Raw genomic sequence first — 15,189 nt, forward strand, 5'->3', positions numbered from 1 at the left:
GGCCATCCGGGGGATGGGATTCCGTTCCGCGGCCGAGGTCATCCTCACCGACCGCGGCGTCGCGCTCGAGCTCGCCGGTGAGAGGCCGCTGTTCCTCGCCCGGGAGCATCTCCTCGCGGTCGATCAGTCCACCGTCGCCATCGACCGCGTGGTCGAGAAGGACGGCCTGGTCCGCCTCACCTGGCGGATCAGCGACGGCACCGTCGTCGACACCTACCTCCGGCCTAAGGATTCCTCGGCCCGCGCACTCGCCGACGCCCTCGGCGCATCCATCACTTCGACAGGAGCAGACGCATGACCTCGCTGCTGACCACCGACCCCGCGGTCCTCGTCCTGGAGGACGGGTCACGCCACACCGGGCGCGCCTACGGCGCGCGGGGGACCACCCTGGGAGAAGTCGTCTTCGCCACCGGCATGACCGGGTACCAGGAGACGCTCACCGATCCGTCGTACGCCGGCCAGATCGTGCTTCAGACGGCGCCGCACATCGGCAACACCGGCATGAATGCGGAAGACCGGGAGTCCCGGCGCATCTGGGTCTCCGGCTACGTCGTGCGCGATCCCTCGCGCGTGGTGTCGAACTGGCGCTCGGAGGAGTCGCTCGACCAGTCCCTGGCCGCCGACGGCATCGTCGGGATCAGCGGCATCGATACCCGTGCGGTGACACGCCGCATCCGTTCGGCCGGCAGCATGCGCGGCGGCGTGTTCTCGGGAGAGACCGCGGCGCTCGACGCCGAGGAGCAGCTGCGCATCGTGCGCGAGGCCCCGGAGATGTCCGGGCGCAACCTGTCCGCTTCGGTGTCCGTCGAGGACGTCGAGGTCACGCGCGCACAGGGGGAGCGCGTCGGCAATCTCGCGGTGCTCGACCTCGGTGTCAAACAGTCCACGATCGTCAACCTCGCGGCGCGCGGGTTCGATGTGCACGTGTTCCCGCAGAGCGCGACGGTGGCGCAGATCATGGCGATCGAGCCGGTCGCCGCCTTCTACTCCAACGGTCCGGGCGACCCCGCGGCCAGCGACGCGCACGTGGAGCTCCTGCGCGGCATCCTCGATGCGCGGGTGCCCTTCTTCGGCATCTGCTTCGGAAACCAGCTGCTCGGCCGCGCGCTCGGATTCGGCACGTACAAGCTGCCCTTCGGGCACCGCGGCATCAACCAGCCCGTCCTCGACAAGGCCACCGGGCGCGTCGAGATCACGTCGCAGAATCACGGATTCGCCGTCGACGCCCCCGTCGAGGGGACGGTGGACAGCCCCCACGGATACGGTCGCGTGGAGGTGAGTCACGTCGGGCTCAACGACAACGTCGTCGAGGGTCTCCGCGCCCTCGACATCCCCGCGTTCAGCGTGCAGTACCACCCCGAGGCGGCCGCCGGTCCGCACGATGCGAACTATCTGTTCGATCGCTTCCGCGACATGGTGCTCGACACTCTGTCCGCCCGCAGCAACGACTCCCAGGAGGGTGGCCTCTGATGCCCAAGCGCGACGACATCCGATCCGTCCTCGTCATCGGCTCCGGCCCGATCGTCATCGGTCAGGCGTGCGAGTTCGACTATTCCGGCACCCAGGCGTGCCGCGTTCTCCGCGAAGAGGGGGTGCGCGTGATCCTCGTCAACTCCAATCCGGCGACGATCATGACCGACCCGGACTTCGCCGACGCCACGTACATCGAGCCGATCTCGCCCGAGGTCATCGAGACGATCCTGGCCAAGGAGAAGCCCGACGCGATCCTGCCGACCCTCGGTGGGCAGACGGCGCTCAACGCCGCGATGGCGCTGCACGATCGCGGCATCCTCGACGCCTACGGGGTCGAGCTCATCGGCGCGAACGTCGACGCCATCCGCAAGGGCGAGGACCGTCAGGTCTTCAAGGAACTCGTCATCGAGTCGGGGGCCGATGTGGCCGAGAGTCGCATCTGCCACTCGATGGACGAGGTGCTCGCCGGCGCCGCCGACCTCGGCTATCCGCTCGTCGTGCGTCCGTCGTTCACGATGGGCGGCCTCGGCAGCGGATTCGCGTTCGACGAAGCCGACCTGCGGCGCATCGCCGGCGCCGGTCTGCGCGATTCGCCCACGCACGAGGTTCTCCTGGAGGAGTCGATCCTCGGCTGGAAGGAGTACGAGCTCGAGCTCATGCGCGACTCCGCAGACAACACCGTCGTGGTGTGCTCGATCGAGAACGTCGACCCGGTCGGCGTGCACACGGGCGACTCCATCACCGTCGCGCCGTCGCTGACGCTGACCGACCGCGAGTACCAGAAGATGCGCGACATCGGCATCGACATCATCCGTGCGGTGGGCGTCGACACGGGCGGGTGCAACATCCAGTTCGCCGTCAATCCCGACACCGGCCGCATCATCGTCATCGAGATGAACCCCCGCGTGTCGCGATCGTCGGCGCTCGCGTCGAAGGCGACGGGCTTCCCCATCGCGAAGATCGCCGCGAAGCTGGCCATCGGCTACCGCCTGGACGAGATCCCGAACGACATCACCAAGGTCACCCCCGCGAGCTTCGAGCCCACGCTCGACTACGTCGTGGTCAAGGTGCCTCGCTTCAACTTCGAGAAGTTCCCCAACGCCGACACCACGCTGACAACGACCATGAAGTCGGTGGGAGAGGCCATGGCGATCGGCCGCAACTACACGACGGCGCTGCAGAAGGCGCTGCGCTCGCTCGAGAAGCGCGGTTCGAGCTTCCACTGGGGCGACGAGGACCGCACGGTCGACGAGCTCCTGGAGATCGCCCGCACGCCCACCGACGGTCGCATCGTCGTGCTTCAGCAGGCGATGCGCAAGGGCGCGACGGCCGAGCAGGCGTTCGAGGCGACGAGCATCGACCCCTGGTTCCTCGACCAGATGATTCTCATCAACGAGGTCGCCGAGGAGATCCGCGGCGCCGAGGAGCTCGACGCGGCCGCCCTCCGGCTGGCGAAGGATCACGGATTCTCGGATGCGCAGATCGCGCAGCTGCGGGGCCTCGACGAGGCCGAGGTCCGCGGCATCCGACACGGCCTGGACATCCGCCCGGTGTACAAGACGGTCGACACGTGCGCCGGCGAGTTCCCGGCCCTCACGCCGTACCACTACTCCAGCTACGACAGCGAGACCGAGGTCACCCCGTCGGAGCGCACGAAGGTCGTGATCATCGGATCCGGACCCAACCGCATCGGCCAGGGCGTCGAGTTCGACTACTCGTGCGTCCACGCCTCGTTCGCGCTGAGCGACGCCGGGTACGAGACGATCATGGTCAACTGCAACCCGGAGACGGTGTCGACGGATTACGACACGTCGGACCGGCTCTACTTCGAGCCGCTGACGCTCGAAGACGTGCTCGAGGTGCTGCACGCCGAAGCGCAGTCCGGCAAGATCCTCGGCGTCGTCTGCCAGCTCGGCGGGCAGACTCCGCTGGGCCTCGCCAAGGGGATCGAAGAGGCCGGGTACACCATCCTCGGGACGAGCCCGGCGGCGATCGACCTCGCCGAGGAGCGCGGGCTCTTCAGCGGGATCCTCGACGCGGCCGGACTCGTCGCGCCCCGGCACGGCACGGCGATCGACGTCGACGAGGCGGTCGCGGTGGCGGAGGACATCGGCTACCCGGTCCTGGTCCGCCCGAGCTTCGTGCTCGGCGGACGCGGCATGGAGATCGTGTACGACACCGACAGCCTCCGCGACTACTTCGTGCGGATCGCCGACCAGGCGATCATCGGACCTGGGCTCCCGCTGCTGGTCGACCGCTTCCTCGACGATGCGATCGAGATCGACGTCGATGCCCTCTTCGACGGCGAGCAGCTGTACGTCGGCGGGGTCATGGAGCACCTGGAAGAGGCGGGCATCCACTCCGGCGACTCCAGCTGCACGCTTCCGCCGATCTCGCTCGGCCGCACCGACGTGGACCGGGTGCGCACCGCGACGCTCGCCATCGCGCAGGGCATCGGCGTGCGGGGGCTGCTGAACGTGCAGTTCGCCATCAGCGCCGGCGTGCTCTACGTCATCGAGGCGAACCCGCGCGCGAGCCGTACCGTCCCCTTCGTCTCCAAGGCACTCGGGATCCCGCTCGCCAAGGCCGCCTCGCGCGTCATGGCCGGTGCGACGATCGGGGAGCTCATCTCGGAGGGCCTGCTTCCAGCCGCGGACGGCTCGCGTGTTCCGCTGGACGCCCCGGTGTCGGTCAAGGAGGCGGTGCTCCCCTTCAAGCGCTTCCGCACGAAGGACGGCGAGACGGTGGATTCCATCCTCGGCCCCGAGATGCGCTCCACCGGTGAGGTCATGGGTATCGACCGCGACTTCCCGACGGCGTTCGCCAAGAGCCAGCAGGCCGCCTACGGAGGCATGCCGACCACGGGCACGGTCTTCATCTCCGTCGCCGACGACGACAAGCGCGCCGTCATCCTCCCGGCGCACCGGCTGCGGGAGCTCGGCTTCGACCTCGTCGCCACGGAGGGCACGGCCGAGATCCTCGCCCGCAACGGCATCGCGGTGAAGGTCGTCGCGAAGTACTCCGAGACGCAGGAGTCGGGCGAGCCGAACGTGGTCGATCTGATCAACGCCGGCGAGATCGACATGGTCGTGAACACCCCGTCGGGAGGGATGGCTCGCGCCGACGGCTACGAGATCCGTGCCGCGGCGGTGGCTGCCGACAAGGCGCTGTTCACCACCATCGCGCTCCTGGGCGCGGCCGTCAGCGCTCTCCCCGCGCTCCGCGAGGGGTTCGAGGTGCGAAGCCTTCAGGAATACGCGGTGGACCGCGCGTCGCGCTCATGACCGGATTCGGCGAGCGGGTGCGGTCGACCCTGGCGCAGCGGGGTCCGCTGTGCGTCGGGGTCGACCCGCACCCGAGCCTTCTCGCCGACTGGGGTCTGCCGGAGACGGCCGCCGGCGCGCGGGAGTTCGGACTCCGCGTGGTGGATGCCGCAGCGACCGCCGGGGTCGGCGTCGTCAAGCCGCAGGTCTCGTTCTTCGAGCGCTTCGGATCGGCCGGGTACCGCGCCCTCGAGGACGTGCTGCGGACGGCCCGGGAGTCGGAACTGCTCGTCATCGCCGATGCCAAGCGCGGTGACATCGGGTCGACGATGGATGCCTACGCCGAAGCGTGGCTGCGCGCCGGATCCCCCCTCGAGGCCGACGCGCTGACGGTGAGCCCGTACCTCGGAGTCGGGGTCCTCGCATCGGCTGCGAGCCTGGCCTATGCCGGCGGCAAGGGACTGTTCGTGCTGGTCGCGACGAGCAATCCCGAGGGGGTGGACCTGCAGCGCTCCCGCGACGCGAGCCGGCGGACGGTCGCACGGCGGGTCCTCGACGAGGTCACGCAGATCAACGCCGCCCACGTCGATGACGGACGATGGGGCAGTGTCGGCGTCGTGATCGGCGCGACGGTCGGGTGGGCGGATGCGGGGCTGGCTCCGATGTCTCCGCCGGCGCCGATCCTCGCCCCCGGTTTCGGATTCCAGGGCGCGCAGCCGGGCGACCTCGGCGCGGTGTTCGGTGACAGCGCGGACACCGTGATCGCCAGCGAGAGTCGGAGCCTTCTCTCCGCCGGTCCGGGGCGGCTCGCGGAGACCATCAGAGACCGCTCAGAGCACTACAGGAGCAGGCAATGACCGAACCACACCGACCTCCCCAGGTCGACCGCGTCGCGGCATCGCGCCGTGCCGTTGAGGCCCGCCGGGCACGAGCGTCGCTGAAGAAGGACATCGCGATGCGAGTCGTGACGCCCCAGGACGTGCTCGCTCGGAGCACCGACCCCACGGATTCCGCCGCGGCGACGCTGCGCGTGACGGAGTTCCTGACCGCGCTGCCGGCCATCGGTGCGGGCAAGCGCGATCGCGTGCTGCAGTCGCTCGGGATCTCACCGGTCAAGCGCCTGGGCGGGCTGGGCGGCCGTCAGCGGAACGCCCTGTCGGCGTGGCTCGACGAGCGTTTTCCGCCCATCCGGCCACGCGACGGACGCAGCCGTCTCCTCGTGCTGGCCGGACCGACGGCGGTCGGCAAGGGGACGGTCGCCGCGCACATCGCCGCGCACCATCCGGAGATCCTCCTCTCGGTCTCGGCGACGACCCGGCCGCCGCGTCCGGGCGAGATCGACGGTGCGCATTACTTCTTCGTCGACGACGAGGCGTTCGACCGCATGGTGGATGCCGGCGACCTGCTCGAGCACGCCACCGTGCACAACCGTCACCGCTACGGCACACCCCGGCGCCCCATCGAAGAGGCGCTGGCCGAAGGACGGACAGTGCTGCTCGAGATCGATCTGCAGGGCGCGCGCCAGGTGCGCGCGGCCGACCCCGCCGCCACGCTCGTGTTCCTGCTGCCGCCGAGCTGGGACGAACTGGTTCAGCGGCTCGTCGGACGCGGGACCGAGGATGCCGAAGAGCGCGCGCGCCGCCTGCGCACGGCGAAGGTCGAGTTGGCCGCTCAGAGCGAGTTCGACCATCGCGTCGTCAACGACGACGTCGCCGAGGCGGCCCGCAAGGTCGTAGAATTGTCCGAAGCGCCCGCGCGCTACTCGTCGCGCGGCTGACGCGATCGACTCACCGCCACCATCCGAACCAGGAGGTTCCCCATGGCCGGAACGAACCAGGGCATCATCGAGCCCCCCATCGACGCACTCCTCGAGAAGGTCGACTCCAAGTACCAGCTGGTCATCTATGCATCCAAGCGCGCGCGCCAGATCAACGACTACTACTCGGATCTGCACGAGGGGAACCTGTTCGACAACGTCGGGCCGCTCGTGGACTCCACGGTCGAGGACAAGCCGCTGACCATCGCGATGCACGAGATCCACGAGGACAAGCTGCGCCTTCGCGCCGCCGAGTGAGCTCGCCGCACATCACCGGCCGCATGATCCGTCATGTCGGCCGGTGATGTCATACTGCCTCCGTCCGTGACCGCCCTCTTCCTGGAGCTCCGATGAGCGATCTGCGCCTGTTCACGTCCGAGTCCGTCACCGAGGGGCATCCCGACAAGATCTGCGACCAGATCTCCGACAGCATCCTCGACGCGATCCTCGCCGAGGATCCGGAGGGACGCGTGGCCGTCGAGACGCTCGTGACGACCGGTCTCGTGCACGTCGCGGGGGAGGTGTCCACCAGCGCATACGTCGAGATCCCCGCGATCGTGCGCGACGTGGTCAACCGCATCGGCTACACCAGCAGCGAGACGGGTTTCGACGGTGACTCCTGCGGTGTGAGCGTCTCCATCGGCGCACAGTCCTCGGACATCGCCGCCGGGGTGAACAAGGCGTTCGAGCAGCGTGAGCGCGGATCGGTCGACCCGGCCGATGAGCAGGGCGCCGGCGACCAGGGCATCATGTTCGGCTACGCCACCGACGAGACGCCGCAGTTCATGCCGATCGCTGCATGGACGGCGCACCGCATGGCCGAGCGCCTCGCCGACCTCCGCCGGGACGGTCAGCTGCCCTTCCTCCGCCCGGACGGCAAGACGCAGGTGACGCTGGGCTTCGACGGGGGCGTGCCCAAGACCGTCGAGTCGGTGGTGCTCTCGACGCAGCACCACCCCGACATCTCTCAGGCCGACCTTCGCGACCGGGTGCGCGCGGAGGTCATCGACCCCGTGCTGCACGCCACCGGCCTCGATCTGCCCGGCGTGCAGTACTTCATCAACCCCGCCGGGCCCTTCGTGGTCGGCGGCCCGAAGGGCGACGCGGGTCTCACGGGGCGCAAGATCATCATCGACACCTACGGCGGCGCGTCGCGCCACGGTGGCGGTGCGTTCAGCGGAAAGGACCCGTCGAAAGTGGACCGGTCCGCCGCCTATGCGATGCGCTGGGTCGCGAAGAACGCCGTCGCCGCCGGCCTCGCCGATCGCCTCGAGGTGCAGGTGGCCTATGCCATCGGCAAGGCGAGCCCCGTCGGACTCTACGTGGAGACCTTCGGAACAGGCCACGTCGCCGACGAGATGATCACGCGGGCGATCCGCGATGTCTTCGACCTCCGGCCCAAGGCGATCATCGATCGGCTCGATCTCCAGCGGCCCATCTACGCCGACACGGCCGCCTACGGCCACTTCGGCCGCGAGCTGCCGAGCTTCACCTGGGAACGCACCGATCGCGTCGACGAGCTCCGCTCCGCCGCCGGTCTCTGACATGTCCGCCCGCCGCGTCGCGCGGGTGCTCGTCGACTCCCCGCTGCCGCAGCTGGACCGCCTGCTCGACTATGCGGTCCCCGTCCCTCTCGCCGACCACGCGCTCGCCGGGGTGAGGGTGAAGGTGCCGCTGCGGACCGCGGGCCGCACGGTGGAGGGATGGATCGTCGAGATCGCCGATGCCGAGCCCGGCGACCGACCCCTGTCCGACCTGGAGGATGTCGTCTCGCCCGTGCCGGTCCTGCCGCCTGGGCTGTATGCGCTCGCCCGGCGCGCCGCCGATCGCGCGTCCGGTTCCGCGAGCGGCGTGTTGAAGGTGGCGATTCCGCGCCGAATGGTGCGCGCCGAGAAGGCGCACCTCGCCGCCGCTCCGCCGACACCGGTGACCGTCGTCCCGGAAGCCGCGGAATGGGCCGCGGCGAGACTCGCCGAGTTCCCCGGACTGCGTTCGGTCATCGAGGAAGGGCGCCGAGGGGCACTCCTCGCCCCGCCCGGTGTCGGCCCCGCTTCCGACGCGGAGGGCGCGACCGACGTCGGCATGTGGGCTCTCCTGCTCGCGGCCGTCGCCGTCGATACGCTCGCCGCCGGTCGGAGCGCGATCCTCGTGGTGCCGGATCATCGTGATCAGGCGCAGCTCGAGCAGGTGCTCCGCGAGCGGCTCCCCGAAAGCGCCCTCGTCCGCCTGGATGCGCGGCAGAGCGGGCCGTCGCGGTACGGGGCGTATCTGAGGACGCTGGCGGATGCCCCCTGCATCGTCGTCGGAAACCGCTCCGCCGTCTACGCCCCCGCCGCCTCCGTCGGCGCCGTGATCGTGTGGGACGACGGCGACCCGCTGCTCGCGGAGCCGCTCAGTCCCGGTGTCCACGCCCGCGACGCGGCGCTGCTGCGACAGGAGATGGAGGGCTCCGCGCTGCTGTTCGCCGGTCACACCCGCACGACGGACGTCGAGAGACTCGTCGCGCTGGGGTGGCTCGACGACATCGCACCGGCCCGCCGTGTCATGCCCAAGACCATGCTGAGCGCCACGCGCGAGGGGGAGGGGCGAGGTCAGCGCATCCCGTCGGCGGCGTTCGCGGCGGCCCGTGATGCGCTCGCGTCCGGCCCGGTGCTGGTTCAGGTCGCACGCCCGGGATACGCTCCCGTGCTCGTGTGCGCCTCGTGCCGGCATCCCGCACGCTGCGCGCACTGCGGCGGGCCGCTGCGCGCCGCGCACCACGGAGCCGTTCCCACGTGCGGGTGGTGCGGCAGGTCCGCTCCCGCGTGGGGGTGCACCGAGTGCGGGGGAACGCGGCTTCGGATGGCATCCTCGGGAAGCGAGAGGACCGCCGACGAGCTCGGGCGCGCCTTTCCCGAGATCCGGGTGATCGTCGCCGACGGCGACCACCCGGTTCCTCATGTGGACGCGCGTCCGGCGCTCGTCGTGGCGACGCGGGGCGCGGAGCCGATCGCCGCCGGCGGCTATCGCGCGATCATCTTGCTCGACGCAGACCGGATGCTCCTCGCCGAGGACCTGCGCATCGGCGAAGCCTGCCTGCGCTGGTGGTCGAACGCCGCCGCGCTCGCGGCGCCCGGGGCCCCGGTGCATCTCGTGGGCGTCGCGGGGCCCGTGGCGCGCGCATTCGCTACCTGGAACCACCCCGCTTACGCGCGCACCGAACTGGCAGAACGTGCGCCGCTGCGCATGCCGCCCACGGTGCGCGTCGCCGCCCTCGAGGGGGACCGACGCACCGTCACCGAGGCTCTGGTGCGACTGCGCGAGGATGCCCCGGACCTCGATGCCGGGGCGATCCTGGGGCCCGTCGACACGGAGGTCGGCGTGCGTGCGCTGGTGCGGTTCGAGTACGCCCGCGGTGCATCGGTGACCCGCAGTCTGCGCTCGTCGATCATCACCGCCGCTCTTCGGTCGCGCAGGCCCGCCAAAGGGCGCCAACGCCCACCCGCCCATACACTCAGAGTCCGGGTCGATGTGCCCGATCTCGATCTGTGAGGAGTCCATGCGTCTCGTCTTCGCCGGCACACCCGCACCGGCCGTACCCGCCCTTCGTGAGCTCGCGGAGAGCCGACACCAGATCGCGGCGGTGGTGACCCGCCCGGACGCGCCGCTAGGACGCAAGCGGGTGCTCACCCCGTCGCCGGTTGCCGCGGCGGCCGAGCAGATCGGCGCACCGGTCATCAAGACGACGCGTCTGGACGCCGACGCGACCGAGCGGATCGCGGCGCTCGAGCCCGATCTCGGCGTCATCGTCGCCTACGGCGGGCTCGTGCGGGAACCTCTGCTGAGCACTCCCGCACACGGATGGATCAACCTCCACTTCAGCCTGCTGCCGAAGTGGCGCGGTGCGGCACCGGTGCAGCACGCACTCATCGCGGGCGACGATGTCACCGGCGCCGCCGTGTTCCGACTCGTGGCGGAGCTCGACGCCGGCGACGTCTTCGCCGACCGACGGGTCAGGATCGAGCCGGGGGAGACCGCAGGCGAGCTGCTGTCCCGGCTCGCCGACGTGGGAGCGGGTCTGCTCCACGAGGTCGTCGACGCCATCGCCGCAGGAGACGCCGTCGCACGCGCCCAGACGGGTGAGCCCACGTTCGCTCCGAAGCTCACCGTCGATGACGGTCGCATCCGCTGGGAGGAACCTGCGGAACGAGTCCTCGATCGCGTGCGTGGCACGACCCCCGAACCCGGCGCGCACACGACGGTCGCCGGCGAGCGACTGAAGCTGCATCGTGTCGACCTCGTCGACGACGCGCCACCGCTGGCTCCGGGACAGGTCGGATGGGATCGCGGGCGGGTCCTGGTCGGCACCGGCGACGGTGCCATCGCCCTGCGAGAGGTGCAACCGGCGGGGCGCGGCGTGATGCCGGCGCCCGATTGGTGGCGCGGGCGCCGGCAGGACGATGTGAGGCTGGGTTCATGACCGGTGCGCGCGAGGTGGCCTACGAGACGCTCCGAGCGGTCCACGAATCGGACGCCTACGCGAACCTGCTGCTCCCGGCTGCGATCGAGCGCGCCGGCCTGAGCGCCGGTGACGCGGCGCTCGCGACCGAGCTCACCTACGGAACCCTCCGGCGCCGCGGCACCTACGACGCGATCATCGGGATCGCGGCGGACCGTGCACCATCGAGCATCGATCCGGAGATCCTGGATGCCCTCCGCCTCGGTGTGCACCAGCTCGTCGCGACCCGTGTCGCCTCGCACGCCGCCGTGAACGAGTCGGTCACGCTCGCACGTCGCGTCGGCGGGCGCGGCGCCGCCGGATTCACCAACGCCGTGCTGCGGCGCGTGTCGCGGGACACCCCCGGTGAATGGGCGGATCGGGTCGCCGAGACCGCGAGATCCGACGATGAGGCGATCGCCCTGTCGTCATCTCACCCCGTGTGGGTGATCCGCGCCTTCCGTCGTGCCCTCGCGGCAGAGGGTCGCGCCGACGAGCTCGGCGCGCTGCTGACCGCCGACAACACGGCCCCTCGCGTCACCTTCGCGGCGCTACCCGGCCTCGCGGAGCCCGGTGCCGATGCGCGCCGCACCCCCTTCTCGCCGCTGGGATTCCGTCTCGCCGGCGGTGCTCCCGAAGCCGTCGTGAACGCATCCGACGGCCGCATCCGCGTGCAGGACGAGGGCTCGCAGCTCGCAGCGCTCGCCCTCACCCGGGCCCGTGCCGTCGAGACCGGAGAGAGGTGGCTCGACCTGTGCGCCGGCCCCGGAGGCAAGACGGCGGTCCTCGCCGCGGAAGCCCTCGCTCACGGCGCGCGGCTCGACGCGAACGAGATCTCACCCGCACGGGCGGGGCTGGTGCGACGGTCGATCGCGGGGGTGCCGCTGGAGGTGGAGGTGACCGAGCGCGACGGGCGGGACCTGACCGCCGAGCGTCCCGGCACCTATGACCGCATCCTGGTCGATGCGCCGTGCACGGGCCTCGGCGCCCTGAGACGGCGCCCCGAGGCGCGCTGGCGAAAAGCACCAGGCGACGTTGCGGAACTGACGGCGCTGCAGGGCGAGCTGCTGGGCGGTGCGATCGAAGCGCTCGCGCCCGGCGGAATCGTCGCCTACGTCACGTGCTCGCCCCATCTGGCGGAGACGACCGGCGTGGTCGCCGAGGCCCGTCGTCGCTTCGGCGACGCCGTCGAGGAGCTCGACGCCCGTGCCGTCGTGAGCGAGGTCGCCCTGTCGTCGCCCGATCTTCCCGCGCAGACCGACGGCTCCGGTCGCGCCCAGCTGTGGCCGCACCGCCACAACACCGATGCGATGTCGATCACGCTGCTGCGGCGCACGTGATGAGGCGCGGGAGCCGGAATAATGAACGGGTGAGCGACATCCGCATCAACCCCAGCATCCTCGCCGCCGACTTCGTGAACATGCAGACCGAGCTCGGCCGCATCGCGTCGGCGGACTACGTGCACGTGGACGTCATGGACAATCACTTCGTCCCGAACCTCACGTTCGGTCCGCAGATGGTGGAGCGCATCCAGGCGACGTCGCCGGTGCCGTTGGACGTGCACCTGATGATCGACGATCCGGAGCGATGGGCACCGGGCTACGCCGAGATCGGCGCGGCGTCGGTCACCTTCCACCTCGAGGCCGCCGCAGAGCCGATCGCGCTGGCTCGTCGGCTGCGGCAGATCGGAGCGCGAGCGGGCGTGGCCGTCAAGCCGGGTACACCCGTCGAGGGGCTCCTCGACGTGCTCGACGAGTTCGACCAGGTGCTCGTGATGACCGTGGAACCGGGCTTCGGCGGGCAGTCCTTCATGCCCGAGACCATGCCGAAGCTGCGCGCGCTCTCCGACCACGCACGCGCCGTCGGATCGACAGTGTGGCTGCAGGTCGACGGCGGAATCGGGGAGTCGACCATCGCCCAGGCGGCGGAGGCCGGTGCGGACACCTTCGTGGCGGGTTCGGCCGTCTTCGGCGCCGACAGCCCGGACGCCGCCATCGCCGCGCTCCGCAGCCGGGCGGCGCACGCACACCGCCACTGAAGCCGCACCGGGCGCGGCCGGTGCCGCGCGCGGAGTTCGGTACGCTGGAGAAGTGAAGACCTTCGACGGCCTGTTCGGCGAGCTGACGGCCACGGCCGAGCGACGACCCGAGGGGTCGGGAACGGTGGCGCAGCTCGACGCCGGCGTGCACGCGATCGGCAAGAAGATCGTGGAAGAGGCCGCAGAGGTCTGGATGGCGGCCGAGTACGAGTCCGACGAGGCCGCCGCCGAGGAGATCTCCCAGCTCCTCTACCACCTGCAGGTGCTCATGCTCGCGAAGGGTCTGACACTGCAGGACGTCTACCGACATCTCTGAGCGCCGCCCCGGACCGTCGCCAGAAGAAGAAGGACATCCCCATATGCTGCGCATCGCCGTGCCCAACAAGGGCTCGCTCGCCGAGACCTCGGCGGCCATGCTCGCCGAGGCCGGATACAGCGGCCGCCGCGACTCGAAGGACCTCCACAAGGCGGACCCCGCCAACGGCGTGGAGTTCTTCTACCTCCGCCCGAAGGACATCGCGACCTACGTCGGATCCGGCGCGCTCGACGTGGGCATCACCGGCCGCGATCTGCTGAGAGACGCGCGCATGCCCGGTGCCCGGGAGATCGAAGCGCTCGGCTTCGCCGGCTCGACGTTCCGGTTCGCCGCCCCGCCCGGACGCTTCGGCGAACTCACCGATCTCGAAGGCTGTCGCATCGCCACCTCCTATCCGGGACTGGTCGATTCCTTCCTGGACGAGCACGGAGTCGCGGTTGATCTGGTCCCGCTCGACGGCGCCGTCGAATCCGCCGTCCGGCTGGGCGTCGCGGACGCGGTGGCTGACGTCGTCGAGACCGGCACCACCCTCCGGCAGGCGGGCCTCGAAGTGTTCGGTCCGCCGCTGCTCCACTCCGAGGCCGTCCTCATCTCCGGCCCCGACGATGCACCGGGCACGGAGACCCTGCTTCGCCGGCTGCGTGGCGTGATGGTCGCTCGCCGATACGTGATGGTGGACTACGACCTGCCCGTGTCGCTGGTGGACCGGGCCGTCGAGATCGCCGGGGGCATCGAGTCGCCGACGATCTCGCCACTGCGCGACCCCGAGTGGGTGGCCGTCCGGGTGATGGTGGCGCGGTCGAGCGTGAACCGCGTCATGGACGACCTGTACGAGCTGGGCGCGCGGGCGATCCTCGTCACCGCCATCCACAACGCGAGGCTCTGACATGTCGGTCGTATGCCGCGTCATCCCGTGCCTCGATGTGGCGGCGGGTCGCGTCGTCAAGGGCGTCAACTTCGAGAACCTCCGCGACATGGGCGACCCCGTCGAGCTCGCGCGCCTGTACTTCGCGCAGGGGGCCGACGAGCTCACCTTCCTCGATGTGACGGCGACGGTCGACGAGCGGGCGACGACCTACGAGATGGTGCAGCGCACCGCGGAACAGGTCTTCATCCCGCTGACCGTCGGCGGGGGAGTGCGCACCGACGACGACGTGGCTCGCCTGCTCGGCGTCGGCGCCGACAAGGTCGGCGTCAACTCCGCTGCCATCCGACGGCCGGCGCTGGTCGACGACATCGCCGATCGCTTCGGGGCACAGGTTCTGGTCCTCTCGCTGGACGTGAAGCGATCCCCGCGCACCCCGTCGGGCTTCGTCGTGACCACGCACGGCGGTCGCACCGAGACCGACCGGGACGCGCTGGCATGGGCTCGCGAGGCGATCGAGCGGGGAGCGGGGGAGCTGCTGGTCAACTCCATCGACGCGGACGGGACGAAGCAGGGATTCGACCTCGAACTGGTCTCCCTCATGCGCGAGGTCTCGTCCGTGCCCGTCATCGCCTCCGGCGGCGCCGGCGCCGTGGAGCACTTCGCACCGGCGGTGGGCGCCGGTGCCGATGCGGTGCTGGCCGCGTCGGTGTTCCACTCGGCCCAGCTGACCGTCGGTGACGTCAAGCGCGCGATGCTCGCCGACGGCATCGCAGTCCGCGAGGGCGACTTCCTGCGAGGCGACGACTCGTGAACGACACCGATGAGCGCATCGCCCGCGTCGCCTTCAACGGCGACGGACTCGTCGCCGCGATCGTGCAGCAGTGGGACACCCGCGAGGTCCTGATGCTCGGCTGGATGGACGCGGAGGCCCTTCGCCG

At 70.5% G+C, this 15,189-nt stretch carries 13 protein-coding genes and 1 pseudogene; all 14 read left to right on the forward strand.

The genetic code is table 11. The annotated features are described in order from the left end of the window. Positions 1–298 (forward strand): annotated as a pseudogene (locus tag B4E30_RS08080) (hypothetical protein); the annotation flags it as partial. Continuing rightward, positions 295–1,470, forward strand: coding sequence for a glutamine-hydrolyzing carbamoyl-phosphate synthase small subunit (gene carA, locus B4E30_RS08085; RefSeq protein WP_286794603.1), 1,176 nt, complete (start codon positions 295–297; stop codon positions 1,468–1,470). The pseudogene B4E30_RS08080 and the gene carA, both read left to right, overlap by 4 nt. After that, positions 1,470–4,757, forward strand: a complete 3,288-nt coding sequence (gene carB / locus B4E30_RS08090) for a carbamoyl-phosphate synthase large subunit (RefSeq protein WP_286794605.1) — start codon at positions 1,470–1,472, stop codon at positions 4,755–4,757. Before carA ends, carB begins: the two co-directional genes overlap by 1 nt. After that, positions 4,754–5,593, forward strand: a complete 840-nt coding sequence (gene pyrF, locus B4E30_RS08095) for an orotidine-5'-phosphate decarboxylase (RefSeq protein WP_286794607.1) — start codon at positions 4,754–4,756, stop codon at positions 5,591–5,593. The genes carB and pyrF overlap by 4 nt, the downstream gene beginning before the upstream one ends. Next, positions 5,590–6,513, forward strand: a complete 924-nt coding sequence (gene gmk / locus B4E30_RS08100) for a guanylate kinase (protein WP_286794610.1) — start codon at positions 5,590–5,592, stop codon at positions 6,511–6,513. Before pyrF ends, gmk begins: the two co-directional genes overlap by 4 nt. A gap of 42 nt (positions 6,514–6,555) precedes the next feature. Next, entirely contained in the window at positions 6,556–6,810 is a 255-nt protein-coding gene (rpoZ, locus tag B4E30_RS08105; RefSeq protein ID WP_071043502.1) for a DNA-directed RNA polymerase subunit omega, read from the forward strand. A 92-nt stretch (positions 6,811–6,902) separates the two neighbouring features. Beyond that, a complete protein-coding gene (gene metK, locus B4E30_RS08110) occupies positions 6,903–8,096 on the forward strand; it encodes a methionine adenosyltransferase (protein WP_071043503.1) in 1,194 nt (397 codons plus the stop codon). 1 nt (position 8,097) lies between these two features. Further along, the gene (locus B4E30_RS08115; RefSeq protein WP_286794612.1) at positions 8,098–10,083 is read left to right on the forward strand and encodes a primosomal protein N'; all 1,986 of its coding nucleotides are present in this window, start codon (positions 8,098–8,100) and stop codon (positions 10,081–10,083) included. Between the two features lie 7 nt (positions 10,084–10,090). Further along, entirely contained in the window at positions 10,091–11,011 is a 921-nt protein-coding gene (gene fmt / locus B4E30_RS08120) for a methionyl-tRNA formyltransferase (protein ID WP_286794614.1), read from the forward strand. Beyond that, positions 11,008–12,369: an RsmB/NOP family class I SAM-dependent RNA methyltransferase gene (locus B4E30_RS08125; RefSeq protein WP_286794616.1), complete on the forward strand. Its 1,362-nt coding sequence runs from the start codon at positions 11,008–11,010 to the stop codon at positions 12,367–12,369. The genes fmt and B4E30_RS08125 overlap by 4 nt, the downstream gene beginning before the upstream one ends. After that, positions 12,369–13,067 carry a ribulose-phosphate 3-epimerase gene (gene rpe, locus B4E30_RS08130; protein WP_414683197.1) on the forward strand — a complete coding sequence of 233 codons (699 nt, stop codon included), beginning with the start codon at positions 12,369–12,371 and terminating at the stop codon, positions 13,065–13,067. Before B4E30_RS08125 ends, rpe begins: the two co-directional genes overlap by 1 nt. A gap of 52 nt (positions 13,068–13,119) precedes the next feature. Continuing rightward, positions 13,120–13,383 (forward strand): phosphoribosyl-ATP diphosphatase, encoded by a 264-nt coding sequence (locus tag B4E30_RS08135; RefSeq protein ID WP_071043508.1) that lies wholly within the window; start codon positions 13,120–13,122, stop codon positions 13,381–13,383. 43 nt (positions 13,384–13,426) lie between these two features. Next, complete coding sequence (gene hisG, locus B4E30_RS08140; protein ID WP_286794619.1) at positions 13,427–14,269, forward strand: ATP phosphoribosyltransferase; 843 nt, start codon at positions 13,427–13,429, stop codon at positions 14,267–14,269. Between the two features lies 1 nt (position 14,270). Beyond that, complete coding sequence (gene hisF / locus B4E30_RS08145) at positions 14,271–15,062, forward strand: imidazole glycerol phosphate synthase subunit HisF (protein WP_286794621.1); 792 nt, start codon at positions 14,271–14,273, stop codon at positions 15,060–15,062. Positions 15,063–15,189 lie beyond the last annotated feature (127 nt).

The sequence above is a fragment of the Microbacterium sp. UBA3394 genome (genome assembly GCF_002358725.1).
GTDB lineage: Bacteria > Actinomycetota > Actinomycetes > Actinomycetales > Microbacteriaceae > Microbacterium > Microbacterium luteum.